This window comes from Pseudomonas khavaziana (assembly GCF_036704165.1).
In the GTDB taxonomy this organism is placed as follows: domain Bacteria; phylum Pseudomonadota; class Gammaproteobacteria; order Pseudomonadales; family Pseudomonadaceae; genus Aquipseudomonas; species Aquipseudomonas khavaziana.
On record NZ_CP129946.1, the window covers coordinates 4,304,159 to 4,328,468 of the forward strand.

20 protein-coding genes and 3 pseudogenes are annotated in these 24,310 nt (G+C 62.2%); 5 read left to right on the forward strand and 18 right to left on the reverse strand.

Going from position 1 to position 24,310, the window contains the following annotated elements:
• The first annotated feature begins 71 nt into the window (after window positions 1–71).
• Window positions 72–2,582, forward strand: coding sequence for a fimbria/pilus outer membrane usher protein (locus QYQ93_RS18960; RefSeq protein ID WP_338475258.1), 2,511 nt, complete (start codon window positions 72–74; stop codon window positions 2,580–2,582).
• Between the two features lie 59 nt (window positions 2,583–2,641).
• A pseudogene (locus QYQ93_RS18965) lies at window positions 2,642–3,478 on the forward strand (5'-nucleotidase, lipoprotein e(P4) family).
• A 47-nt stretch (window positions 3,479–3,525) separates the two neighbouring features.
• On the opposite strand, the gene gspD reads toward QYQ93_RS18965, so the two are convergent.
• The 17 genes and pseudogenes from gspD to QYQ93_RS19050 all read right to left on the reverse strand — a co-directional run bounded on the left by gspD (window position 3,526) and on the right by QYQ93_RS19050 (window position 19,215).
• Window positions 3,526–5,652, reverse strand: coding sequence for a type II secretion system secretin GspD (gene gspD, locus QYQ93_RS18970; protein WP_338477275.1), 2,127 nt, complete (start codon window positions 5,650–5,652; stop codon window positions 3,526–3,528).
• A gap of 5 nt (window positions 5,653–5,657) precedes the next feature.
• Complete coding sequence (locus QYQ93_RS18975) at window positions 5,658–6,158, reverse strand: hypothetical protein (protein ID WP_338475259.1); 501 nt, start codon at window positions 6,156–6,158, stop codon at window positions 5,658–5,660.
• Window positions 6,155–6,757, reverse strand: coding sequence for a type II secretion system protein GspM (gene gspM, locus QYQ93_RS18980; RefSeq protein ID WP_043049332.1), 603 nt, complete (start codon window positions 6,755–6,757; stop codon window positions 6,155–6,157). Before gspM ends, QYQ93_RS18975 begins: the two co-directional genes overlap by 4 nt.
• Window positions 6,732–7,724: a PilN domain-containing protein gene (locus QYQ93_RS18985; protein ID WP_338475260.1), complete on the reverse strand. Its 993-nt coding sequence runs from the start codon at window positions 7,722–7,724 to the stop codon at window positions 6,732–6,734. Before QYQ93_RS18985 ends, gspM begins: the two co-directional genes overlap by 26 nt.
• On the reverse strand, window positions 7,721–8,422 hold the full coding sequence (locus QYQ93_RS18990; RefSeq protein ID WP_043049330.1) for a general secretion pathway protein GspK: 702 nt from the start codon (window positions 8,420–8,422) through the stop codon (window positions 7,721–7,723). Before QYQ93_RS18990 ends, QYQ93_RS18985 begins: the two co-directional genes overlap by 4 nt.
• Window positions 8,419–9,027, reverse strand: a complete 609-nt coding sequence (locus tag QYQ93_RS18995) for a prepilin-type N-terminal cleavage/methylation domain-containing protein (protein WP_043049329.1) — start codon at window positions 9,025–9,027, stop codon at window positions 8,419–8,421. Before QYQ93_RS18995 ends, QYQ93_RS18990 begins: the two co-directional genes overlap by 4 nt.
• Window positions 9,024–9,356, reverse strand: a complete 333-nt coding sequence (locus QYQ93_RS19000) for a type II secretion system protein (RefSeq protein WP_043049328.1) — start codon at window positions 9,354–9,356, stop codon at window positions 9,024–9,026. The genes QYQ93_RS18995 and QYQ93_RS19000 overlap by 4 nt, the downstream gene beginning before the upstream one ends.
• Entirely contained in the window at window positions 9,353–9,778 is a 426-nt protein-coding gene (locus tag QYQ93_RS19005; protein WP_043049327.1) for a GspH/FimT family pseudopilin, read from the reverse strand. Before QYQ93_RS19005 ends, QYQ93_RS19000 begins: the two co-directional genes overlap by 4 nt.
• Window positions 9,779–9,785: 7 nt before the next feature.
• Window positions 9,786–10,196, reverse strand: coding sequence for a type II secretion system major pseudopilin GspG (gene gspG / locus QYQ93_RS19010; protein ID WP_124421745.1), 411 nt, complete (start codon window positions 10,194–10,196; stop codon window positions 9,786–9,788).
• A gap of 20 nt (window positions 10,197–10,216) precedes the next feature.
• Window positions 10,217–11,413 (reverse strand): type II secretion system inner membrane protein GspF, encoded by a 1,197-nt coding sequence (gene gspF / locus QYQ93_RS19015; RefSeq protein ID WP_043049325.1) that lies wholly within the window; start codon window positions 11,411–11,413, stop codon window positions 10,217–10,219.
• Window positions 11,410–13,107, reverse strand: a complete 1,698-nt coding sequence (gene gspE, locus QYQ93_RS19020) for a type II secretion system ATPase GspE (RefSeq protein ID WP_338477276.1) — start codon at window positions 13,105–13,107, stop codon at window positions 11,410–11,412. Before gspE ends, gspF begins: the two co-directional genes overlap by 4 nt.
• A 206-nt stretch (window positions 13,108–13,313) precedes the next feature.
• Window positions 13,314–13,512 (reverse strand): annotated as a pseudogene (locus tag QYQ93_RS19025) (hypothetical protein); the annotation flags it as partial.
• Window positions 13,513–14,050: 538 nt separating this feature from the next.
• Window positions 14,051–14,203, reverse strand: a pseudogene (locus QYQ93_RS19030) (LacI family transcriptional regulator); the annotation flags it as partial.
• 103 nt (window positions 14,204–14,306) lie between these two features.
• Window positions 14,307–14,999 (reverse strand): aquaporin Z, encoded by a 693-nt coding sequence (gene aqpZ, locus QYQ93_RS19035; RefSeq protein ID WP_043049603.1) that lies wholly within the window; start codon window positions 14,997–14,999, stop codon window positions 14,307–14,309.
• Between the two features lie 86 nt (window positions 15,000–15,085).
• On the reverse strand, window positions 15,086–16,468 hold the full coding sequence (locus tag QYQ93_RS19040; RefSeq protein WP_338475261.1) for an MFS transporter: 1,383 nt from the start codon (window positions 16,466–16,468) through the stop codon (window positions 15,086–15,088).
• An 89-nt stretch (window positions 16,469–16,557) separates the two neighbouring features.
• Window positions 16,558–18,138 (reverse strand): aldehyde dehydrogenase (NADP(+)), encoded by a 1,581-nt coding sequence (locus QYQ93_RS19045; RefSeq protein WP_338475262.1) that lies wholly within the window; start codon window positions 18,136–18,138, stop codon window positions 16,558–16,560.
• A 126-nt stretch (window positions 18,139–18,264) separates the two neighbouring features.
• Window positions 18,265–19,215, reverse strand: coding sequence for a LysR family transcriptional regulator (locus QYQ93_RS19050; protein WP_338475263.1), 951 nt, complete (start codon window positions 19,213–19,215; stop codon window positions 18,265–18,267).
• 114 nt (window positions 19,216–19,329) lie between these two features.
• On the opposite strand from QYQ93_RS19050, the gene QYQ93_RS19055 reads away from it, so the two are divergent.
• Both QYQ93_RS19055 and QYQ93_RS19060 read left to right on the forward strand, forming a co-directional pair.
• A complete protein-coding gene (locus QYQ93_RS19055; protein ID WP_217881474.1) occupies window positions 19,330–20,511 on the forward strand; it encodes a fumarylacetoacetate hydrolase family protein in 1,182 nt (393 codons plus the stop codon).
• A 50-nt stretch (window positions 20,512–20,561) separates the two neighbouring features.
• Window positions 20,562–22,346, forward strand: coding sequence for an IlvD/Edd family dehydratase (locus QYQ93_RS19060; RefSeq protein WP_338475264.1), 1,785 nt, complete (start codon window positions 20,562–20,564; stop codon window positions 22,344–22,346).
• A gap of 204 nt (window positions 22,347–22,550) precedes the next feature.
• On the opposite strand, the gene QYQ93_RS19065 is transcribed toward QYQ93_RS19060, so the two are convergent.
• A complete protein-coding gene (locus tag QYQ93_RS19065) occupies window positions 22,551–23,051 on the reverse strand; it encodes an Lrp/AsnC family transcriptional regulator (protein WP_057024985.1) in 501 nt (166 codons plus the stop codon).
• Between the two features lie 119 nt (window positions 23,052–23,170).
• Here QYQ93_RS19065 and QYQ93_RS19070 point away from each other — a divergent pair, with 119 nt between their 5' ends.
• Window positions 23,171–24,205, forward strand: a complete 1,035-nt coding sequence (locus QYQ93_RS19070; protein WP_338475265.1) for a histone deacetylase family protein — start codon at window positions 23,171–23,173, stop codon at window positions 24,203–24,205.
• Window positions 24,206–24,310: the final 105 nt, after the last annotated feature.

The window sequence follows — 24,310 nt, forward strand, 5'->3', positions numbered from 1 at the left end:
CCACAGGTTCACTTCGCGTGCGTGTTTGCGTGCCCGGCTGTCCGTCAATCAGGGATGTCATAGGTCTTCGCATGTCTTTTCTTTCCAGCAACACGCCCGCACGTGGCGCACTGAAGTTGAAGACGCTGTCGCTGGCGATTGCCGCCAGCCTGCCCGGCCTGGTCATGGCCGATGACGCTACGGAAACCTTCAATACCACCTTCCTGCAAGGCTCGCAGTCACCAGTGGACTTGCAGCAATTGCTCTCTGCAAACAGCGTGCTGCCGGGCACTTACCGCGTCGACCTGTACAGCAACGAAGTGCTGGTGGGCCGGCGCGATATCGATTTCAAGCGCACCCCCAAAAACGGCCGGGTCGAAGCCTGCCTGACCCTCGACCTGCTCAAGCAACTGGGTATCGACATGCACCGTTTGCAGGCCGAGGGCAAGCTCGACCCGCAGCAGCCGCAGGAATGCTACGCCCTTGCCGACATGATCGAAGACGCCAGCGTGCGCTACGACAGCAGCCGCCTGCGCCTGCTCGCAAGTATCCCGCAGGTGGCGATGCAGCGCGGCTTGCGCGGGTATGTCGACCCACAGTTGTGGGACGACGGTGTGCCCGCCGCCTTCATCAATTACCAGCTCAACAGCAGCCGCACCGCCGGCGACTACAAGACCCGCATCGCCAATAACCTGGGCCTGCGCAACGGCATCAACCTGGGGGCCTGGCGCCTGCGCAACGAGTCGAACCTGAGCGGCGGCACCGATCGCTCGAACACCTTTGCCAGCAACCGCACTTACCTGCAGCATGACGTCACCGCGATCAAGGGCCAGTTCAGCGCCGGTGAGATTTTCTCCGACACTGACCTGTTCGACAGCGTGCGCTATCGCGGAGTCAAGCTCGCCTCGGATGATGGCATGCGCGCCGACAGCGAGCGCGGCTATGCCCCCGTAATCCGTGGGGTGGCGCAGACCAACGCGACGGTGGAAATCCGCCAGAACGACTACATCCTCTACACCGCCAACGTCGCGCCGGGGCCGTTCGAGATCAACGATATCTACCCCAGCGGTTCCAACGGTGACCTGCAAATCACCGTGATCGAAGCCGACGGCACGCGTCGGGTGACGATGCAGGCGTTCTCCAGCCTGCCGATCATGGTGCGCGAAGGCCAGGTGAAGTACAGCGTCTCGGCGGGCACGTTCAAAAGCAATGCCGATGGCCTGGCAAGCCCGCGTTTTCTCAGCGGTACGCTGGCTTACGGCTTGACCAGCAACCTCAGCGGGATTGTCGGTGTGCAAGCCAGTGAGGACTACAGCGCGCTGTCGATCGGCGCCGGCCGCAACACCGCATTCGGTGCGTTCTCCCTGGATACCACCCATTCGTCCAGCAAGGCCCAGGGCCGAACTTCCCAGGGCAGCAGCGTGCGCGCCTTGTACGCCAAGACCTTTGCCGGCACCGACACCAACTTCACCCTGGCCGCCTATCGCTACTCCACCGAGGGCTATCGCACCCTCACCGACCATGTGGAAGACAGCAGCGAAGACCTGCGCGTGCGCACCGGCCACTCGAAAACCCGCACCGACCTGACCATCAACCAGAGCATCGGACGCAACAGTGAATTCGGTAGCCTGTATGTAAACGCCAGCGACCAGCGCTACTGGAATCGCGGCGGTTCCCAGAGCTTTTCCGCAGGCTACACCGGCAACTGGGGCGACCTGAGCTACAACCTTGGCGTGACGCGTACCAAGCAGATCGTCACCTGGGGCGAGCCGAGCAGCGACACACAGTTGAACCTGTCGGTGTCCTTTCCGCTGGGCAGCCAGGCCCGCGCGCCACGGGCGTTTGTCACCACCAGCCACCAACGTGGCGACACCACCACCCAAGCGGGCATCAACGGCTACGTGGCCGACACCAGCGACACCTTCTATTCGGTGCAGGCCGGCCACAGTGACACCAGCGGCGACTCAGGCTCGGTGAACATCAACAGCCGCACCGCCGTGGCAGACGTCAGCCTCGGCTACAGCCAGGGCCAGGGCTACAACTCACAGAACTTCAACCTTGCCGGTTCTGTGGTGGCCCATGCTGGCGGCGTCAACCTGGGGCAAACCGTCAGCGAGACCTTCGCCCTGGCTGAGGTGCCTGGCGTCGCTGGAGCCAAGATCAGCAGCTACAGCGGGGTGGAAACCGGTTACAACGGCTATGCGGTGGTGCCCACTGCGCAACCTTACCGGGTCAACTGGATCAGCCTGGACACTCGCGATCTGGGTGGCGACGTGGAAATCACTAACGCCACCCAGCAGCTGGTGCCGCGCCGTGGCGCCATCGTGGTGGCGCATTACAGTGGTACTACCGGACGGCGGGTGTTGTTTGAGTTGTTTGACGCACAGCATCAGCCGCTGTCGTTTGGTGCCTCGCTGGAAGACGCCAATGGCAAGCAATTGGCAATTGCCGATCCAAATGGCAATGCCCTGGCACTGGTGGAAGAGGATCAGGGCACGCTGATCATCAAGTGGGGTGAGCAGCATTGTCGTGCCACCTATGCGTTGCCACCGCAGAACAAGGCGCTGAACTATGAGCGCCAGTCACTGGTGTGCACGCCTTGATTGTGCGGGTGATTGCGCTACTGTGCTGACCACGCGCCTACCCTCTGCGAGACTTGCCCATGCGTAACTTGTTCTTCGCCAGTGCCTGCCTGTTGACCACCGCCCTTGCAGGCTGCCAGCAAACCCCACCGGCCAACGACCAACTCGACGCCGTGCTCTGGACCCAGACGTCCATCGAGCACGAGCTGATCTACCGCCAGCTCTTCGCCAACGCCACCCGCCAACTCGATGTAGCGCTGGCCGACCCCAACTGGGACGCCCTGCCCTTCCCGGCGCGCAAGCTGGCCGGCCTGCCACCGGCGGTGGTGGTGGATATCGACGAGACCCTGCTGGACAACGTGCCGCTCAACGCCCGCGACATCATCAATAACCAGGTGTATTCCTATGACCGCTGGAACACCTGGGTGGAGCAGGCCAAGGCCCAGGCACTACCAGGTTCCGTGGCATTCCTGCAGGCAGCCAGGCAAAAAGGGATCAAGGTGTATTACCTCACCAACCGCGAACACAGCCAGGTCGCGGCCACTGCTGAAAACCTGCGTTTGCGTGGCTTTCCGATAGAGAGCGACGCACAGATCCTGGCGGCCAGCACCCCCATCGGCCACTGCGAAAGCGCTGGCTATGGCAAGAATTGCCGTCGCCAGTGAGTCGCCAATCATGCCCGCGTGCTGTTGATGGCCGGTGACTCGCTGGGAGATTTCGTGCAGGCCGAACACAACACCCTGGCTGCGCAGCGCAAGGCCGTCGAACCCTATGTGAACTGGCTGGGGCAGCGCTGGTTCCTGCTGCCCAACCCGAGCTACGGCAATTGGTACAGCGCGCCGTATGGGGACGATGAGACCTTACCGTTTGCGCAGAAACGCAGGTTCAAGCAGCAGGCATTGTTGTTGCAGGAATAGGGGTAGCCCTACATCGCCTCCCACATTTTTAGCGAGTGCGGCCCGGATTATTGAGCGGGCCGCAACAGCTGCATCTGCTGGCGATAGTCATCCGTCACCTGCCGCGCCTGGCTGCTGCTGGTAATTACCCTCGGGGTGATCAGCACGATCAACTCCGTTCGGTCCTTGGACTTGCTGGTATTGCCAAACAACCAGCGCAAACCCGGGATCTTGCCCAGGTAAGGCACGGCACTGACACTCTCAGCGTTGTCTTGCTTGATCAACCCGCCGAGCAACACCGTCTGCCCACTCTGCACCGCCACCTGGGTGGACACCGAGCGTGTGGAAATCCGCGGATTCACCGGCGTGTCGCTATTACCCACCTGGCTCTCGGCATCGCTGACCTGCTGCTGGATATCCATGTACACCAGGCCACCCGGATTGATGCGCGGCACCACGTCCAGAATCACCCCGGTCTGCACATATTCGACGCTGCTCAAGGTAGTGTCGGCGTCACCGGTGTTGACGGTGGTCTGGCTGATGGGAATGTTGTCGCCCACCTGGATCTGCGCCGGCTGGTTGTTCATCACCACCAGCGACGGCGCCGACAGCACCTGGGTACGGCCGTTGGTTTCCAGGGCGTGCAGGGCCACTTGCAGGTTGGAGCTGACAAAAGAGTAGAACAACGAGTCCGCCGCCCCCAGCCCGGCCCCACCACCGCCCAGTGCGCCCTGGCTGCCGGAGGCATTGGCCACCGTAGTGCTGGTGGAATTGCCGGCCAGGCGACCGAGGTACCACTGCACGCCCAGGTCCAGCTCACCGGTGAGCTTGACCTCAAGGATGCGGGTCTCGATCTGCACTTGCAGCGGCGGGTTGTCCAGGCGCTTGATCGCCGCTTCGATCTCTTTCCACTGCGCCGGGCGAGTGCGCACCAGCAGTTGGTTGCTGCTCTTTTGCGCGGTGATGCGGGTGCCGGCCTCGAGGTCGCTGGTGGGGGTCGCCGGGGTGTTCTCGCCGCTCTGCGGCTCGGGTTCCTCGGCGGCCGGCACAGGGGCGTTGGATTGCAAACCGGCGCTGGTGGACGATGACAATGTAGTCGTACGCAAGCCCGGGGCGACCTTGGCGGGCGTGTCGTCCTTGATCGCGCCGTTGCCGTAGATCTGCCGCAGGTACTTGGCCAGGTCGGCGGCCTTCATATTGCGCACGTCGTACACATACATCTGCGGCTCGTTGCCGCCGCCCTCGTCGATGGTGCGAATCCAGTCGCCCACCTCGCTGAGGTACTCGGGCTGGGAAGAGATCGCCACCACCGAATTGGTGCGCTCGACCGGCAGGAAGCGCAGCATGCCCGCCAGGGGCGTGCCGCTGTCGGCACCGAACATGGCTTGCAGCTCGGGCATCAGTTCGGCCACCGAGGCGCGTTGCAGGCCGAAGACCGCCACCGACATGCCCTTGAGCCAGTCGACGTCGAAGGTGTCGATGGTGTCCTGGTAGTTGGCCAACTCTTCCGGGGTGCCGGCCAGGCTCAGTACATTGCGTGCCGGGTCGACCAACAGAAAGGCGTTCTCGCGGGCAAACGGCTTGAGCAGTTTCTGCATCTCGGTGGCGGAGATATAGCGCAGCGGGAACAGCCGCGCCGAGAGGCCGCTGGACGGTTGCGCCACGCGCATCTGCGGCACCAGCTTGCCCGCCACCGCCTGGTTGGCCGGCAGGATCACGTAGCGGCTGCCCTGCTTGATCATGGCATTGTCGGTCCACGACAGCAGGGTCTCGAGAATCGACAGCGCCTGTTGCTTGTCCACCGGTTTGGAGGTGGAGAAGCTGACATTGCCCTTCACCCCCTCGGCGATGCTGTAGTTCTCGTGCAGCAGGTCGCCCATCACGCTGTTGATCACCGCCTCGATGGGCTGGTCGGCGAAGTTGAACACGATGTCGCCGCCCTGCTCCGGCACTTTCGCGGGCGCGGTGGGTTGGCGCACGAAGCCTTGATTGCCGCGAATCAACTGGCGTTGCGGCGGTGCCGGGGTGGCCGGCTGAGGGTTTTCAGCCACGGGCGACTCGGGCGGCGGGCGTTGCGAGCCGGTACCCTGCAGGGCTTCGTGCAGCAGGTCGGCGTCGGGGTCGAGGGTGTCGGGCAAGGATCCACAGCCGCCCAGGGAGACGGCAGTGGCCAGGCAAAACAGCGAAGTGCGCATATCGATCAAGGGAGGGGCTCGCGGGGATGGGAAATCAGGGGTAACCGCTTGCCGTAGAGGCTCAGGGTCTGGGTGCGCCCGTCCAGGGCGAAACGGGCGTATTGCGGGGTCAGGTGTTCCAGGCGCCAGCCATTGGGCAGGGTCTGGCCCAGGCGTACCGTCAGCGCCGGGCCATCGGCTTGCTTGAGCATGGCCATTTGCAGGTTGCCGGTGATCATAATGCCGCTGAGGGTCAGGTTGGCCAGGCTGGCCACCCGCACCTTGCCCATCACCCGGTCCGGGCGGCGGTCCGGGCTGAACAGCGGTGCTTGCCAGGTGGCAGCCAGATCCTGCAACGCCAGCGCAGGAGCGGCTTGCACACTGACGGAGGGCTGCGCAGGCACCGGCGCTGCGGGCAGCCACCGCGGTTCATCGCCGATGCTGCTGAGGATCACCGCCATCAACAGACATAATAGGCCGGCCAGGCCGAGCAAGCTCCATTCCAATGGGCGCAGTGAGCCGATCATGGCGCCACCCGCGCAGGTTGCAGGTAACCACGCACCAGCAGTTGCACCGCCAGCTTGCCCGCCCCGCCAGTGGACGGCGCCTGTTTGCTGCGGCGAATGCGCAGCTCATCGACAAACAGAAACGGCGGCTGATATTCCAGCGCATGCAGGATCGCGGTCAGCGGTTCGATTGCGCAGTTGAGCGTGAGGCTGACCTTGACCTGGCGGTAAGGCTCGCTGTCGTCCTGTTCGGCAGTGATGGGTTTGCGCTGGGTCAGGGTGCAGCCGCCGCCAAGGTTGGCGTGGCTGTTGATCAGGTCGGCGAGGCGCTGCATCAGGTCGGCAGCGACCACATCGGGATCATCGCCGGGCAACAGGCTGGCGCTGCTGGCCGGGTCTTGCCGCGCGCGCTCAAGCTGCTCGCGCAATGCATCGCCCTGGCGCAATACGCTGGCGTAGCGTTGCTGCTGTTCACGCAATTGTTCGGCTTGTTCGCCCATGGCCCGCAGCGGCCCGGCAAACCAGCTGTCGATCAACAGCCAGTAGGCCGCACCGAGCACCACGGCGAGAATCAACAAGGCCCCGCCGCGACGTTCACGGGGTGTGAGGGGTCGGCGCATCGGCGGCCTCCTGGCGTAAGTGGGCGCGCAAGGCAAACTGGTCCTTGCCGGTGCGCGCATCGGGTTGGATCACCCCTTCGAACTGGGCATTTTCCAGGCGTCGGCAGCCTTTGATGCGGGTGATCAGGCCGCTGGCCTTGGCACTCTGGCCAGAGAACGTCACCTCGCCCTCCTTGACGGCCAATTGGTCAAGCCAAGTGTCGGCGGGCAGGCAGGTGGTCAAGTCGTTCAGCAGCGCAGCCAGGGGCGGCTGTGCCAGTTTGCGCTGGGTGAGGTACTGCGCTGCGCCGCGGGTATTTAGCAGTTGCTGGCGTACCGCGTGCACCTGGGCGACCTGGGCTTTTTGCTGCTGTACGGTGGCGTGCATGGTGTCGAGTACGCGCTGGCGGTCGTTGAGCCACAGCAGCATCGCGGCGATCAGCAAGGCACCGCACAACCACGGCAGGCTGCGCTGCAGTTGCTTTCCGGCTGGACGTTGGCGCGGGCGCAGCGGCGCGGGCAGCAGGTCGATGCCCATGCCCGCCACGTCCACGCGGTGTGGATGCAAGCCAAGGGCGGCGCAGTCGCTGAGGATCTGGTCCAGGCGCTCGCGCAGGATCGCCACCAGCGTTACCTCAAGGTGACTGGACGTGCGCTGCTCCTGGCGAGCCACGAAGTACAGCTGCTCGGCGTCGAACGGGGTGTAGCGGTCCAGTTCATAGCCGACCACCTCCGTGAGGTTGCGCGCGGCAGCCAGGGGCAGTTGCACGCGTTGCTGCAACACTGCGTCGGGAGCGAGCATCAGCACCTGGCGCGCACTGCCCGGCGCAACGGGCGTCGTCAGCGGCCAATGATGGACCTGCTCAGGTGGCTCCTGCAGGGCCAGCCACTTCGGCACACAGCCGCGCAACTCCGTGAGCCACAGGCGCCAGCCTTGTTGCAGCAGGCTGCCGCGCCACTGCCTGGCGATAGGTTCGAGTCGATTCATTCTTGCCACCGCACGACCCGATAGGGCTGTGCGCTGTCCTCCGCGGGGCTCAATAAGACGGTGAGTTGCAGGCGCGCCTGATAGCCGCCGGGGCGTTCGGCGCGGCTGTCGATTTCCAGCACCTGGCCAGGGTCGACGCCCTCGGCGTTTTGGCGCGGCAGGTTCAGTGCCTTGCGCATCAAGGCGCTGGCGAATGCCGGATCGGGTCGGTCCAGGTCGCTCCACAAGGTGAGTTCCGGCAACAGTTGGCTGTAGAGCGCCTGGGTCATACCGGGCATTTGACGCACTTCTTCCAGCACCCGAAACGGTGCCAGGCCCTGTTTACGACGGGCCTCTAGGGCCTTGACCAATTGTTGGGCCTGGGCCGGTGTGGCACCGCAAGCCAGGGCCAGGCGCAGCAGGTCATCGGTATGGGCGTTGACCAGGTACAACTTGCCGCGCTCACTGCGCAGGCGCACCTGTAGGCGGGCATCATCGAAGGTCAGCGCGATAGCACGACCATCCGCCACCCAATGCCCACCAGCCATGACCTGGGCAATACCCGCTTCGGCGGCCAAGCGTGCCTGGGTGTGCTGGCGATGCCACAGCGCCTGGCGACTTTCCAGCTGTACCCAGCCCGCCAGACCGCCAAGCAATACGCTGAGCAAGGCCAGCACCCACAGCACCAGCAACAGCGCCGCACCGCGTTGGCGCCTCATTCCTCAATACTCGCGCTGGACAGGTTCAGGCGCAGGGCAATCACCTGGGTCACCCAAGGCACCGGCCCGTTGACGCTGGCGTCGATGCGCACCGCTGCGGGCAATCGCTTGGGCCAGGGCCAGGTGCTCAGCCAGCCGGTGGGCTGGCCCAATGGCGAGACACCACGAAAACTGAACCGCAACGCCTGGACGTTATGCAGCAGCACCTGGGGGTCGTCGCGCAGGGGATGTTTGTGCGATTCCGGCTGCGAGAACACCACCTGCAGATCCTGCTCGACCCGTTGCAGGGTAAAGCGCTGGATGCCACCGCCGAGCACGCCGGGCAAGGTCGACACAAACTGCAAGCGCTCTGGCGTCGCGATAAAAAACCCATCGGCCTGGCTGTCGTCCTCAGTCACATCCAACGGCAGCGCCTCGCTGATGGCGGTGCGCAAGAACTGTTGGGCTGCGCGCATTTCGTCCAGGCTGGCGGTGTAGCCCTGGGCCTTGGCCACCGCCCGGTTGGCTCCGAGCAACGCACCGCCCACCAGCAGCAGCAATATCGAGAGCAGGCTGAGCACCACGAGGATCTCCAGCAAGGTGAAGCCCTGCTCGCGGCGCTTCACAGGCGTGCCTTCAAGGTGCTGAAACGGGCCTGGCGCGAGCCTTCGCGCAGGCTCAGGTCGAGGCGAAACAGATGGGGCTGTTGTCGCGTGCTGGTCAACTGCCAATGGATGCCATCGAGTTCGCCCTGGCGGGTGCCCTCGGTCAACGGGCCGGCCGCTTCCTGGTCGAGCACCGTGAGCGCGGCATGGGTGAGCCGGTCGCTGTGGGCCACTTGCGACAACGAGCGCGCACTCTGGCCGAAGGCAACCAGCAACACACTGCTGCACACCGCCATCAACGTCAGGGCGGCGAGCATTTCCAGCAAGGTAAAGCCGGCCTGGTACTTCATGGCAGCGCCTTGGACTGCACGCTGCCCGTGAGCCAGCCAATATCGATACGCCAACGCCGCGTGCCGTTGGCCAGCAACAGGTTGCCGCCGGTGGAGCTGCCATCGGGGTAGAACACCACGGCGGCGCCCGCCGCCTCGGCACTGTGCAACGTCACCTGCAACTGGGCCGGCCAGTGTTGCGGCGCACGCCCTGGGGCCTGGAAAGTCAGGCCCTGGAGATCGAACTCGGTGCGTGCCGCCTGGCCACTGATAATCGCCCCCGCCCGCGTGGTGCGCAGTGCCTCGACCATCTGCCCGACCACCCGGCGTTCCTGGGCCATCTGCAGCCCCTGGCGCACACCGAAGGCCAGCAACCCGGTCGCGATACCGATCAATACAAGCACCACCAGCATCTCCAGCAGGGTAAAGCCGCGCTGGGCCATGGGCGGGTTATTCCCAGTTGCCCAGGTCGGCACTGTAGCCCTCACCGCCGGGCTGGCCGTCCTGGCCGTAGAAGATCAGGTCGAAGGCGCCGTGCTCACCGGGGAAGCGATAGCCGAAGCCATGGCCGAACGGGTCTTTCAATTCCGAAGGCTTGGCGTAGGGGCCAGCCCAGCTGGACGCATTGGCCGGTTTGTCCAGCAGCTGTTGCAGGCTGTTGGGCGGCGCGCCCACGTCCAGGGCGTAGCTGTCGATCTTCATGCTCAAGCTGGCCAGTTGCGCCTTGCCCGCGCCGTATTTGCCCTTGTCCACATTGCCGCCGACCTGGCGCACCACAATGGTCGCGACGATACCCAGCAGCACGATCACCGCGAGCATTTCCAATAGGGTGAAGCCGCGTTGGCGATGCCTGGTTTTCATTGATTCCACTCCATGAAGGTTCATATATGGCTGGTAAGGCTCATCAGCGGCAGCATGATCGCGAGCATGATCACTGCCACCAGCACGGCCATGACCACGGTCAGTGTCGGCACCAGCGCCGCGAGCAGACGCTCGATTGCGCGTTTGGCCTCTATGTCGAAGATGTCGGCGACCTTGAGCAGCATGCTGGGCAGTTCACCGGCTTGTTCGCCGACCTCGATCATTTGCAGGGCCAACTCCGGCAGCAGCGGCTGGCGGCCAAATGCATCGGCCAGGGTGCCGCCGCCTTTGACCCGTTGCGCCGCCAACGCCACTTGCGCCTGCAGTGCACGATTGCTGCAGACCTGCCGGGCGATGACCAACGCCGGCAGTAACGCCACGCCATTGCTGAGCAAGGTGCCGAGGGTGCGGGTCAGGCGGGCGGCTTGGACCCGCTGCAGCAGCGGGCCGATTACGCGCACGCCCAACAGACGACGGTCAAAGCGTTCGCGCCGACCGGGGTCGCGCAGGCGCGCTGCCAGGCTCCATGCACTGATCGACATCCCGGCCAACAGCACCAGGCCATAGGCCCCCAGAAACTCGCCAAGCCCCAGGATCACTTGGGTGATCAGCGGAATCGGCACGCCCAGGTCCTGGAAGATCGGCACAAATTGCGGCACCACATAAGCCAGCAACAGCGCCAGCGAACCCAGCACGCCGACCACCAGGAACGCCGGGTAGATCAGTGCGTTGATCACCTCGCCACGCAGTAACTGGCTGCGCTCCAGATAATCGCTGAGCTGGCGCAGGGTCGCTTCCAGCGCTCCACCGGCTTCACCGGCGCGCACCATGCTCAAGTACAGCGGGGAAAACGTACCGCCCTCCTCCTCCAACGCGACCGACAACGGCTTGCCGGCCTTGACCTCCTCGCGGATACGTTCGATCAATGCCCGCACCTGGGGTTGGCCAGGTTGCTTGAGCAGCAGGCCCAGCGAGCGCTCAAGGGGCTGGCCGGCGCCAAGCAGCGTGGCCAGCTGCTGGGTGAAACTCACCAGCGCGGCACCCTTCAACGTCCGATGTGTGTGGCGCAATAAAGGGCTGCCCGCCGTTTCGATGTGCAGCAGCAACCAGCCACGTTTGTGCACGGCGGCGACGGCGGCGGCCTGGTCAGCGGCGTGCAGCGTACCGCTCTGGGCGACGCCCTGGCTGTCCAGGGCGCGGAATTTGAACAGGCTCACGCGTCCTCTCCACGGGTCACGCGCAGCACTTCTTCCAGGGACGTGACGCCCGCCAGCGCCTGGCGCAAACCGTCTTCATACAAGGTGCGCAAACCGCCGAGGCGCGCCGCCTGCTCAAGGGTGGCGGCGTCGGCGTGGCGCATCAGCAGGCTGCGCAATTCGTCGTTCATCACCAGCAATTCGGTGAGCGCGCTGCGACCGTGGTAATCGCCGCGGTAGAGCAGGATCGGACGCTGCTCGGTCAATCGATCCAGGCCATGTTCCTGGATCAATGCCGGCGGCGCTTCGAAGGCTACCCGCGTGGCCGGGTCCAGGCGCCGTACCAGGCGCTGGGCGAGGATGCCGCTGACGGTGGAGGCAATCAGGTAGCTCTCCACGCCCATGTCGAGCAAGCGCGTGATACTCGCGGCAGCGCTGTTGGTGTGCAGGGTCGACAGGACCAGGTGCCCGGTGAGGGAGGACTGCACGGCGATGCGGCAGGTTTCCAGGTCACGGATTTCGCCGATCATAATCACATCCGGGTCCTGGCGCACGATGGCGCGCAGCACCCCGGCAAAGTCCAGGCCGATGGCCGGCTTGACCTGGATCTGGTTGATCCCTTCGAGCTGGTATTCCACCGGGTCTTCCACGGTGATGATCTTGCGTTCGCTGGTGTTGAGCCGCGACAAGGCGGTGTAGAGCGTGGTGGTTTTGCCCGAGCCGGTGGGCCCGGTCACCAGCAGGATGCCGTGGGGCCGTTCGAGCAGGTCGAGGAAGGCCGCCAGGCGCTGGCCATCGAAACCCAGGCTGGGGAAGTCGAACTGCACGGTTTGCCGATCCAACAGGCGCATCACCACCGACTCGCCAAAACTGGTGGGCACCGTGGACACGCGCAGGTCCAGCTCCTTGCCCTGGATGCGCAGCATGATGCGCCCGTCCTGGGGCAGGCGCCGTTCGGCAATGTCCAGGCGCGCCATGATTTTCACCCGCGAGATCACCGCCGCCGATGAACTGGCGGGCGGCGCTTCGGCGTCGTGCAGCACGCCGTCGATGCGATAGCGCACCTTGAACTGGTTTTCGAAGGGCTCGATATGGATGTCCGAAGCGCGCTGTTCCACCGCACGTTGCAGGATCAGGTTGACCAGGCGAATCACCGGCGCTTCGGACGCCATGTCCTTGAGGTGCTCGATGTCTTCAAGGGCGCCGTCCTGCTCGTCGAGGTTCTCGATCAGGGTGCCCATGGCGGAACGGCCCTGGCCGTAATAGCGCTCGATCAGTGTGTCGACTTCATTGCGCGGGCCGATGGCCAGCCACACCGGCACCTGACAGGCATAGGCCAGGGCCTGGAACGGATACAGCTGCGCCGGGTTGGCGGCCAGTACGCGCAGGCCTCCTTCGCTCCAGCCCATGGGCACCACTTGGTAGTGCCGCATAAAGCGTTCGGTCAAGACCGGCAGCGGGTCGAGCAGCGGCGGCGCGGCGTCGGCCAGCAGCAAGGGCGCATCCAGCAGATCGGCCCAGGCACGCGCCAGCTCGACCTCGGAGACCAAGCCCAGGCGCGTCAGTAACCCCAGCAGGTCGCGGGGGTCAGTGGATAAGCGCTGGGCGCGCTCCAGGTCGAGGGATTTGAGCCCGGCATGCTGCATCAGCCACGCGCACACCTGGTCGGTGTGCGGGATAGGCAGCTTGCAGGCATCAATGGGGGCTGACGACATCATCTGGGAATATCTGAGGTTGCGAAAAGTATGGCTATTTGGAACTACCGAACAATGCCATTAGTTCGCCACAGCCCATACGGGAGTTAGCCGGGGGTATCGACTGGAAGTTATAGCGCTAGTTCCGGATCACGGGAGAATTAAATACAAAACGTTGCCAAATGCACTGATATAGAGCATTAGCAGCCAATAGCCACTAGTTGCCATTAGCCATACTTCTTATTAATTCGGGCACTTTCCCGTTCAATTAACCGGCAGTGCAAAAAGATTCAAGCGCTGAACTTCACTCGTGATCGGTAATACGCCCAACCTTTGCAAGACCCCTGTGGCAGCAACGACACCGATCTCCAGCGCGGGTAAGCCGCCGGCCGCAAGGTTGTCATTGGCGAAGAAGATCGCATCGGGCCTGCTGACTCGGCCATCAGTGCATAGGTATCTACACAACTGCTTGCTCTTGCGCTGTTGCTGTTGCTCTGGCTTTTGATCTTGATCTCAGGCGCCCCGTCAAACACGCTGGCCGAACGCAGGCTTGAAGCCGTGGGTAACCCGGCAGGACGCCGGGTTAGCCGCCCCGCGCCATGGATGGCGCGTGGCGGCGGCCCACGGATTCAAGCCTGCGTTCGGGCACACCGAGCCTAAGCGAGGTGCCGAGTGTTGGGGCGAAGGCCTTTTGGTTACTTTTGTGCCTTTACAAAAGTGACACGCCGTAAGGGCGTAACCCTAAGTGGCCGTTACCGCAGCAACGGATATGTACTCGGTCTGATCCAACATCCTGGTCGGCTGTCAGGCCGCCATCGGGGGCAAGTCGAATCGTCGCACCGCCCCTCCCACACTTATAGGTCGCGGGGGTGTCAGGTAGATAGTCGCCAGATGCCGAACCGTCACGGGAGCAAGCTCCCTCGCCACAGGTTCAGAGCCACGCCAAAGTTATGTAGATACCTATGCTCATCAGCACATCCATGGCCTGCCTGCCCGCTTCGAAGGGTGCGCGATCGGTATCCGGGACGAAGACCGAAGGCTGCACGCCCAGTTCGCTGAGGGTTGCGGCGAAACCATCACGCCGCTCCAACGCGCCGAAGTCGCCCAACGCGCTGTTCGTGGCCGACAGCATTGCTGCCGCCACTGGCGGAGTTGCAGCCAGATGGCGCGGTCGAACCATTTCGAGTCCCGCGCGCGCCGAGCAAAGATGGCCTGGGCGACTATTGTTTTGTCGCCAAGACAAAACGGTGCACGAGGCCACCAGCCACTGCGCCAAGCAAAGGCATCACCCAGAACACCCACAACTGGGCCATCGCCCAATCGCCTTGGAACAGCGCCACACCCGTACTGCGCGCCGGATTAACCGACGTGTTGCTTACAGGAATACTGATCAGGTGAATCAAGACCAGGGCAAACCCGATGGCCAGCGGCGCAAAACCCGCCGGCGCCTGTTTATCGGTGACGCCCAGGATGATCAGCAGGAAAAACGCCGTGAGCACACACTCGGTGACCGCTACCGACAGCAACGAGAAGCCCCCGGGTGAATGCTCGCCATAACCATTGGTGGCAAACCCCGCCGTTACATCAAACCCGGCCTTGCCGCTGGCGATCAGGTACAACACCCCGGCCGCCGCAATCGCACCCAGAACCTGAGTGAGGATATAGGGCACCACATCCTTGCCATCAATACGCCCAGCGGCGAGCAAACCCAAGGTGACCGCCGGATTGAAATGCCCGCCAGAAATATGGCCGACGGCGTAGGCCATGGTTAATACCGTCAAGCCAAATGCCAATGCCACGCCTGCAAAACCAATGCCCAACTCAGGAAATGCGGCAGCCAACACGGCACTGCCGCAGCCACCCAGCACCAATAAGAATGTACCGAAGAACTCGGCGGCGAGACGTTTTGTCATCAGGAAACTCCTTGAATCAGGTCAAAGAGTTGGAGCCTAACAACCGGGTATCGGGGTTGGATGTGGGAAATTTCCTTGGCGCATGTCTATGCGGTTTCCAGCGCCACTGAGGTGGTTGCCGCTTTCGGCGCCCTGCCGAGCATGGACACGGGAATGGCCAGGATCAGCCCGCCACTGACGAACAGACATAGGGCCAACACATAGGTGCCATTGTTGATGTTGCCGGTGAGGTTCTCAGCCACCGCAGTGATCATCGCCCCGGTGAACCCCGACAGGTTGCCGATGGCGTTGATCATGCCGATGCCGGCTGCAGCCGCTACGCCTGACAACAAGGTCCCCGGCAGGGTCCAGAAAATCGGCATCAGGCTGAGAATCCCGGAGGCGGCGACGCTCAGGAAGAGTACGGACAACACCAGGTTGTCGGCGAAGAAGGCGCTGAAGATCAAGCCGACCCCACCGATAAAGGCAGGTATCGCCGCATGCAGGCGCCGCTCGCCGGTACGGTTGGAGTGTCGAGCGTTGAGCAGCATCACCACCGTGGCGACCGCATAGGGTATGGCGGTCAGGAAGCCAATGTGCAAACTGTTGGTGATACCGCTGCTCTTGATAATCGAGGGCATCCAGAACGCCAGGCCGTAGAAGCCCGTGTTGAAGGTCAGCAAAATCAACACCAGCAACCACACCTTCGGGTTGAAGAACACCTCGCTCAAACGCGTCGCCTTGCCGTGGTTATCGGTTTGCAGGTTGGCCTTGAGCAGGGCTTTTTCCGCCGCTGAAAGCCACTTGGCCTTGTCGATGTTGTCGGCCAGGCAAACGATCACGATGAAGGCCATGATGATCGACGGAAGCCCCTCGATGATCAGCATCCACTGCCAGCCCGACAAGCCATGCACGCCCTGCATGCTGTTCATCAGCCAACCGGACAACATGCCGCCCAGTGTCAGGCTGATCGGCATGGCCATCAGGAAGCCGGACATCACGCGGCTTTGCCGGTGCGTTGGAAACCAATAATTGAGGTACAGAATCACGCCGGGGAAGAAGCCGGCTTCACACACCCCCAGCAGGAAGCGCAACACATAAAACATGCTGCTTGACTGGATACCGAAGAACCCCGCCAGCGGCACGGTGTAGGCCACCGCCATGGAGATCACTGCCCAACTGAGCATGATCCGGGCGATCCAGAACCGTGCCCCGAAGCGATGCAGCAGCAGATTGCTGGGGACTTCGAAGAGGAAATACCCCCAGAAAAACATACTGGCGCCCAACGCATAGACCGTGTTGCTGAACTGCAGCTCATTGAGCATATCCAGTTTGGCAAAGCCGATGTTGACCCGGTCCAGGTAGGCTGCCATGTAACACAAAAGCAGCACGGGAAGGATGCGCCAGATGACTTTGCGATAGGTCTGGTTTTCAAAGTCGAGTTCGCGAGATGGCGCCTGCGCGGGCGAATGCTCGGGTATGGTTTGCATGAGGTAACCCCTGGGCATATGGATATGCCTGATTATTTTTATCGAATGGGTCAAGCCGAATGAGCACTCATCCGGCAGTGCTGCCGTTATTACAGTGGCTGGGCCGTGTGTTCTCCGTTGACCAGGCGCATCAGCCCCAAGGGATTGCTGTTCTTCAAGGCATCGGGAAGCAAGCCATCGGGGAAGTTCTGGTAGCACACCGGCCGCAGGAACCGATCGATGGCCAAGGTGCCTACCGAGGTGCCACGGGCATCGGACGTCGCCGGCCAAGGCCCGCCATGGACCATGGCATCGCAAACCTCTACCCCGGTCGGGTAACCGTTGATCAGCACTCGCCCAACTTTTTGCTCAAGCACGGCCACAAGGTCAGCACACTGCTCAAGTTCAGCCGGCTCACCAATCAGGGTGGCTGTCAGTTGGCCGCGCAAACCCTGCAAGGCCGCCAACAGCTCAGCCCGATCAGCCACTTCCACCACCACCGTGGCTGGACCGAAGATTTCTTCCTGCAGCAAGACGCTGCCAGTCAGAAGCAGCTCGACATCGGCCTGGAACAACTGCGCGCGGGCCTGATCACCCTGCTGAACGTGCCCGGCCAAATGGGTGATCCGCGGATGCTCCAGCAAGGCTTCACAGCCCTGAACATAGCTGCGCAGGCCATTGGCATTGAGCATGGTTTGCCCCGGCTGATCGGCCAGCAATGTACTCAGCGTTTGCACGAAGCGGCTGAATGCCGCTGAGCGAATGCCGATGACCAAGCCAGGATTGGTACAGAACTGCCCTGCCCCCATGACCACCGAAGCCGCCAGCTCGGTCGCGACACGCTCGCCCCGTACCTGCAAGGCTTCTGGCAATACCAATACCGGATTGATGCTGCTCATCTCGGCAAACACCGGGATCGGTTGCGGGCGCGCAGCCGCCATGTCACACAGCGCCCTGCCGCCCTTGAGTGATCCGGTGAAGCCGACGGCTTGAATCATGGGGTGCTTGACCAGGGCTTCTCCCACACCGGCACCGAAGACCATATTGAAAACACCTCTGGGCATGTCGGTCTGCTCCGCGGCGCGGATGATGGCTTCGGCCACCCGTTCCGCGGTCGCCATGTGCCCGCTGTGGGCCTTGAATACGACCGGGCAGCCCGCGGCGAGCGCGGCAGCGGTATCGCCGCCTGCGGTGGAAAATGCCAGCGGAAAATTACTCGCGCCGAATACCGCTACCGGACCGAGGCCCAAACGGCACTGGCGCAGGTCGCTGCGGGGCAAGGGTTGGCGGGCAGGCAGCGGCAAGTCGATACGCGCTCCGTAAAAGCCGCCGTGGCGCAGGGCCTGGGCGAACAGGCGCATCTGGCCACTGGTGCGGGATCGTTCACCCTGAATACGCGCCGCCGGCAATGCAGTTTCCTGACAGACAAGGGCCACGAAGTCATCGCCCAAGGCGTCCAGTTCAATGGCTATGGCCTCCAGAAATTGCGCTCGGCGCACGGCCGACAGGTTGCGAAAGGCGGGATAAGCCTGGGCGGCCGCCACGGCTGCGGCATCCACCTCCTCGACCGTGGCCTGGACGAAACCTGTGGGCAATGGTTGCCCGGTGGTAGCATCAACGCTGTGCAGCAACACCGACCCTGCAGCGCTGCGGCCACCGGCGATAAAGTTGTGTCCGGACAGTTCGGGCATGACAATCTCCTGACCCAGATGGGAATCTGGTCGGTACTCTACTGCCGCCAATCGATTCTTTCCCAATGGCATTTATTGATTATCCGATAACGATCCGTTATCGCAACAACCGTCATTTTTCGCCCCTTAACCCGGCTGATCCCTGGCCAGGCGCGCGTTTTCCTTGAGTATCTGGGCGAACTCCAGCGCCGCCCCTATCAGTTGTTCGCCTTTGCGCGTGAGGATGCCGTAGTCCTGCGGCACCAAATGCAGCGGGGTATCGAGCGTCTTCAATTGGCCACTTTCAAGCAGCGGGTTGACCATGGCGCTGGGCAGCATCCCGATCATCGGCCCGCGCTGCAAAACCTGGAGGAAGGTCTGCATGGAAATGGTGTCAATGGTGTTGCGTGGCATCCCGACCCCGGCTTCGGCAAAGGCATGTTCCATGCGGCCACGAATCGGCGTGCCGACCGGATAGAGAATCCACGGCAAGTCCACCAATTGCTGTAACGAGAGCGGGCCGGCGTCCGCCAGCGGATGACGACCGTTGACCACGATCGAGAACGGTTCGGGGGCCAAGGGCTCGAAGTCATAGCGTTGCTGCTGGCTTTGATCGGTAAACCGGGCCACCGCCAGATCCAGCTGCTTCTCTTCAAGCATCTCCATCAGGCGATTACTGGTCTGCTCCACTACTTCAATCGAAAGCAGCGGCCAGCGCTGTTTGATCTGCAGGACCGCTTCGGGCAAAGCCGCAGCCGTTGCGGCAAAAATCCCGCCGACCTTGAGGGAGCCGTGACCGCCCTCGCGCAGGCTGCTGATTTGCTCGACAAACGAACGCGCGTCGTTCAAGGCAATCTGCGCATAACGCAGCACGTGCTCACCCAGGGCGGTCGGCGGCATGCTGCGCGGCAATCGTTCGAACAGGGCGAAGCCGAGCAGGCTTTCGATTTCCTTGAGCATCTTGCTGATGGCCGGCTGACTGAGATTCATCTGTTGCGCCGCCAGGTGCATGTTGCGCGTGCGTCCCAACGTATCGATCAACACAAGATGACGGAATTTCAGCCAGCCGCAGAAGCTGGAAAAGGACAGATCGGACATGACTATTCCTTGGGCTACTAATAACCTGAAGTTATCAAATACTGAATATATCTCATTGGAGTTTATCGACTCGCCGCCCTAGCGTGAAGGCTTTACGAACCAGGAAAATTCGCCATGCCGTTATTGCTGACTCCCGAAAATACCCTGCCGGTCGATGGTATGGCCGCCACCCTGATCGGCCGCGCGTGGGTGCCTGGCAGTATCGCGGGCCCCTCGCCGATAGTGCTGCGCAGCGACGGTGTGTTTGATCTGTCGGAGCGTTTTGCGACCCTGAGTGAGCTGCTGGAAACGCCATCTCCACTGGCGGCCGTCAGGCAGACGCCCGGCACCTTCATCGCCAGTGTCGAAGCGCTGCTCGCCAACACTGGCCCCGCTCCCGATCCGTCCAGACCCTACTTGCTGGCGCCCCTGGACTTGCAAGTGATCAAGGCCGCCGGGGTCACGTTCGCCGCCAGCATGATCGAGCGCGTGATCGAGGAGCAGGCCGGCGGTGACATGGCAAAAGCCGAGGCTGTGCGTGCCACCGTCCGCAGCGTAATTGGCGACAACCTGCGCTCGATCGTACCGGGCTCGGAGCAAGCCATGCGTCTCAAGGCCTTGCTGATCGAACGGGGGATGTGGTCGCAATACCTGGAAGTCGGCATTGGCCCGGATGCGGAGATCTTCACCAAGGCACCTATCCTTGCGGCGGTGGGAAGCGCCAGCCACATCGGCATTCATCCCGGCTCGCAGTGGAACAACCCGGAACCCGAAGTGGTGCTGGCGGTGAACAGCCGTGGCCAGATCCACGGCGCCACCCTGGGCAACGACGTCAACCTGCGCGATTTCGAAGGCCGCAGCGCGCTGTTGCTGAGCAAGGCCAAGGACAACAATGCCTCCTGCGCCATTGGGCCGTTTATTCGCCTGTTCGACGAACACTTCGACCTGGATGATGTGCGGGCCTGCGTGGTCGATCTAGAGGTACAAGGCGAAGACGGTTATCGGCTGCAAGGCTCAAGCTCAATGAGTCAGATCAGCCGCGACCCACAGGACCTGGTGGGTCAGACGCTCAACGCCAATCACCAATACCCCGACGGTTTTCTGCTGTTTCTCGGTACGCTGTTCGCCCCCACTGAAGACCGCGATCAGGCCGGCAGCGGTTTCACCCACAAGCTGGGTGACCGCGTCCGTATCAGCAGCCCGTTGCTCGGTAGCCTGCATAACCAGGTGACCCACAGCTCTGCCGCCACTCCCTGGACATTTGGGGTCGGCGCCTTGTTGCGCAATCTGGCGACCCGTGGCCTGCTCGCCCGCTGAATCCCAACCGATTGTCGATTCAGCCAATAATGACAAGAGAGAAATGAATCATGAGTGAAATGCCAAAACGTCGTCTGCGCAGCGAGCAATGGTTCAATGACCCTGCCCACGCGGACATGACTGCCCTGTATGTCGAACGCTACATGAACTACGGGATGACCCGCGAAGAACTGCAATCGGGACGCCCGATCATCGGCATCGCCCAGACCGGCAGCGACCTGACCCCCTGCAACCGTCATCATCTGGAGTTGGCGCAACGCGTCAAGGCCGGTATTCGTGATGCCGGCGGCATCCCCATGGAATTCCCGGTGCATCCGATCGCCGAGCAATCGCGTCGGCCCACGGCCGCACTGGACCGTAACCTGGCGTATCTGGGGTTGGTGGAGATCCTCCACGGTTACCCGTTGGACGGCGTAGTCCTCACCACCGGTTGCGACAAGACCACCCCCGCGTGCCTGATGGCTGCCGCAACCACCGACCTGCCCGCCATTGTGCTGTCCGGGGGCCCCATGCTCGACGGTCACCACAAGGGTGAATTGATCGGCTCCGGAACCGTGCTGTGGCATGCGCGCAATCTGATGGCTGCCGGCGAAATTGACTACGAAGGCTTCATGGAGATGACCACGGCGGCCTCGCCGTCCGTTGGGCACTGCAATACCATGGGCACAGCCCTGTCGATGAATGCGTTGGCCGAAGCCTTGGGGATGTCATTGCCTGGCTGTGCGAGTATTCCCGCGCCCTACCGTGAGCGCGGGCAAATGGCCTATGCCACCGGCAAGCGCATTTGCGAGCTGGTCCTGCAAGACGTAAGGCCATCGCAGATCATGACGCGTGAGGCATTCGAGAACGCGATCGCCGTCGCCTCGGCACTCGGCGCATCCAGCAATTGCCCTCCGCACCTGATTGCGATTGCCCGGCACATGGGCGTCGAACTGAGCCTGGATGACTGGCAACGGATTGGCGAGGACGTGCCGCTGCTGGTCAATTGCATGCCGGCGGGTAAGTACCTCGGCGAAGGCTTCCACCGCGCCGGCGGCGTGCCGGCCGTGATGCACGAACTGCAAAAAGCCGGGCGTCTGCATCAAGATTGCGCAACGGTCAGCGGCAAGACCATCGGCGAAATCGTCAGCAGTACCCTGACCAGTAACGCCGATGTGATCTACCCCTTTGAAACCCCGCTCAAACACCGCGCCGGTTTCATCGTGCTCAGCGGCAATTTCTTCGACAGCGCCATCATGAAAATGTCGGTGGTCGGCGAAGCGTTTCGCAAGACCTACCTGTCTGAACCCGGCGCAGAAAACAGCTTCGAGGCCCGGGCGATCGTGTTCGAAGGGCCAGAGGACTATCACACCCGCATCGACGACCCGGCGCTGGATATCGACGAGCGCTGCATCCTGGTCATCCGCGGCGTGGGCACCGTGGGCTACCCCGGCAGTGCAGAAGTGGTGAACATGGCGCCTCCCGCCGCCCTGATCAAACAAGGCATCGACTCCCTGCCCTGCCTGGGCGATGGGCGACAAAGCGGCACGTCGGCAAGCCCGTCAATTCTCAACATGTCCCCCGAAGCAGCGGTAGGCGGTGGCTTGGCGTTGCTCAAAACCAACGACCGCCTGAAGGTCGACCTGAACACACGCACGGTCAACCTGCTGATAGACGAGGCCGAGATGAGCCGGCGTCGACTCGAGTGGACGCCGAACATCCCGCCCTCCCAGACACCCTGGCAGGAACTGTACCGGCAGTTGGTGGGGCAGCTTTCAACAGGTGGATGCCTGGAGCCTGCGACGCTGCATCTACGTGTGATTGCCCGCAGTGGTGAGCCGCGGCATTCGCACTGACAAGCGAGCGAGGGCATAGCGCCCCGCTTGAGAAGCCAACGCAGAAAAGCCCAGCAGACATGCCGGGCTTTTACCGTTTAATCAAAACCAGGCGTCAGGCGTTTTATTGCTGATCAAAGGCCAGGGTCTTTGCGACCGCAATACCGCTGCGATTGGCCAAGGAATGCTCCGGACACCGAACGTTTGCGCGGCGCCCCACCTCCATTACCCCTTGCTCAATTTAGGTATGGCGATGCGACTACCGGCCTTGATTTCGCGCAAAGCCAGGCTCGACTGAATAGACGCGATACCCACCTGCCGCCTCAGCACTTGCTCGATAAAGTCGCTATAGCTATCAAGATCCTCTGCCAACACCTGGAGCACGTAATCGGCGTCACCGGTGATCTTGTGGCAGGCCAATACTTCTGGCAATTGCGCAATCACTGCCTCGAAGGCGTCCGGAGCATGATCGGCGTGGGTAGAAAAGCGGATGTGCACGAATGCCATGATATCCAGCCCCAGCATTCTTCGATCAAGGGTTGCCTGATACCCCTTTATTACCCCCGCCTCCTCCATTCTCTTGCGCCGTCGCCAGCAAGGCGTGAGGCTCAACGAAAGCCGCTCACTGAGTTCGGCGTTGGAAATGCTCGCGTCCTCCTGCAATAACTCAAGAATGGCCAGATCGGTCTCATCGAGACTGATGCGCCTGGATATATTTTTCTTCATTAAGCCATTTCCGAGTTAAATCGCCCGATAAATACACAGAAGCACGAAAACAAAGCAAAGAAATCGCGCCCAGACCAGAACAGAATATTTCCACTGGCTCACATTAACGGATGCGCAGAATGTTTACAGTTTTCAGTGATTCCCACCGTCTGCACCATGGCACCGAATTGAAGGATGGCGTGCTCAAGCCCTCGTTCGAGCAGCCCAGTCGGGCCGACACCGTTCACAACCGTGTCAAGCAAGTAGGCCTTGGCCAGATAGTCGAACCCCGCGTGTTTGACCGGTCGTGTTACGTCAACGCGCACAGCGAGCGCTACGTGAGTTTCCTGGAAAGCGCGTGGTCAGAATGGTGCGCGACAGGACGCACTCATGATGCCTTGCCACTGGTATGGCCTGTACGCGATTTGGCCAACGACCAGGTGCCAACCTTTATTGACGGCAAACTCGGCTTTTATGCAATGGATGCCGGTTCACCCATCACCGCCACCACCTGGCAGGCGGTCAAGACCAGCGCCGATATCGCACTGACAGGTCTGGCACTTATCGATGAAGGCCACGACAGTGCCTTTGCCCTTTGCCGTCCGCCGGGCCATCACGCGGCGCGTGAATACATGGGGGGTTACTGCTATCTCAACAATGCAGCCATTGCCGCACAGCAGGCGATCACCCAGGGCGCCAAACGTGCCGCGGTACTCGACGTCGATTTTCATCACGGCAACGGCACCCAGAACATTTTTTACTCGCGCAATGACGTCATGTTCGTCTCGCTGCACGGCGAGCCAAGCGTGTCCTATCCGTACTACTCAGGGTTCAGCGATGAGGTCGGCGCCGGTCGTGGCGAAGGGTTCAACCTCAATTACCCATTGCCGAAAAACACCGCCTGGGAAAGCTACCGCGACGCCCTGCTTCACGCCTGCAAGAAACTTCAGCAATTCGCGCCAGAAGTATTGGTGATCTCATTGGGCGTCGACACCTTCAAGGACGACCCCATCAGTCATTTCCTGTTGGAAAGCGAGGACTTCATCGGGATTGGCGAGCTGATAGCGAGCGTTGGTTGCCCCACCCTCTTCGTGATGGAAGGCGGCTACATGGTCGATGAAATCGGAATCAATGCGGTGAACGTACTGCATGGCTTTGAGAGCAAACGCGCCTGAACACCGCTCTTCGCTACCTGCATGCGATGGCGCACGACCATCAAGTCGGCCGGCATCCACTGGGTGCCGACGCCTGAAAATATAAAAACCTGTTGCAGATGCTTG

Coding starts and splice junctions, on each gene's coding strand:
- QYQ93_RS18960 (WP_338475258.1), top strand. CDS start 72: ATGTCTTTTCTTTCCAGCAACACGCCCGCACGTGGCGCACTGAAGTTG.
- gspD (WP_338477275.1), bottom strand. CDS start 5,652: ATGCGCACTTCGCTGTTTTGCCTGGCCACTGCCGTCTCCCTGGGCGGC.
- QYQ93_RS18975 (WP_338475259.1), bottom strand. CDS start 6,158: ATGATCGGCTCACTGCGCCCATTGGAATGGAGCTTGCTCGGCCTGGCC.
- gspM (WP_043049332.1), bottom strand. CDS start 6,757: ATGCGCCGACCCCTCACACCCCGTGAACGTCGCGGCGGGGCCTTGTTG.
- QYQ93_RS18985 (WP_338475260.1), bottom strand. CDS start 7,724: ATGAATCGACTCGAACCTATCGCCAGGCAGTGGCGCGGCAGCCTGCTG.
- QYQ93_RS18990 (WP_043049330.1), bottom strand. CDS start 8,422: ATGAGGCGCCAACGCGGTGCGGCGCTGTTGCTGGTGCTGTGGGTGCTG.
- QYQ93_RS19000 (WP_043049328.1), bottom strand. CDS start 9,356: ATGAAGTACCAGGCCGGCTTTACCTTGCTGGAAATGCTCGCCGCCCTG.
- QYQ93_RS19005 (WP_043049327.1), bottom strand. CDS start 9,778: ATGGCCCAGCGCGGCTTTACCCTGCTGGAGATGCTGGTGGTGCTTGTA.
- gspG (WP_124421745.1), bottom strand. CDS start 10,196: ATGAAAACCAGGCATCGCCAACGCGGCTTCACCCTATTGGAAATGCTC.
- gspE (WP_338477276.1), bottom strand. CDS start 13,107: ATGTCGTCAGCCCCCATTGATGCCTGCAAGCTGCCTATCCCGCACACC.
- aqpZ (WP_043049603.1), bottom strand. CDS start 14,999: ATGACAAAACGTCTCGCCGCCGAGTTCTTCGGTACATTCTTATTGGTG.
- QYQ93_RS19040 (WP_338475261.1), bottom strand. CDS start 16,468: ATGCAAACCATACCCGAGCATTCGCCCGCGCAGGCGCCATCTCGCGAA.
- QYQ93_RS19045 (WP_338475262.1), bottom strand. CDS start 18,138: ATGCCCGAACTGTCCGGACACAACTTTATCGCCGGTGGCCGCAGCGCT.
- QYQ93_RS19050 (WP_338475263.1), bottom strand. CDS start 19,215: ATGTCCGATCTGTCCTTTTCCAGCTTCTGCGGCTGGCTGAAATTCCGT.
- QYQ93_RS19055 (WP_217881474.1), top strand. CDS start 19,330: ATGCCGTTATTGCTGACTCCCGAAAATACCCTGCCGGTCGATGGTATG.
- QYQ93_RS19060 (WP_338475264.1), top strand. CDS start 20,562: ATGAGTGAAATGCCAAAACGTCGTCTGCGCAGCGAGCAATGGTTCAAT.
- QYQ93_RS19065 (WP_057024985.1), bottom strand. CDS start 23,051: ATGAAGAAAAATATATCCAGGCGCATCAGTCTCGATGAGACCGATCTG.
- QYQ93_RS19070 (WP_338475265.1), top strand. CDS start 23,171: ATGTTTACAGTTTTCAGTGATTCCCACCGTCTGCACCATGGCACCGAA.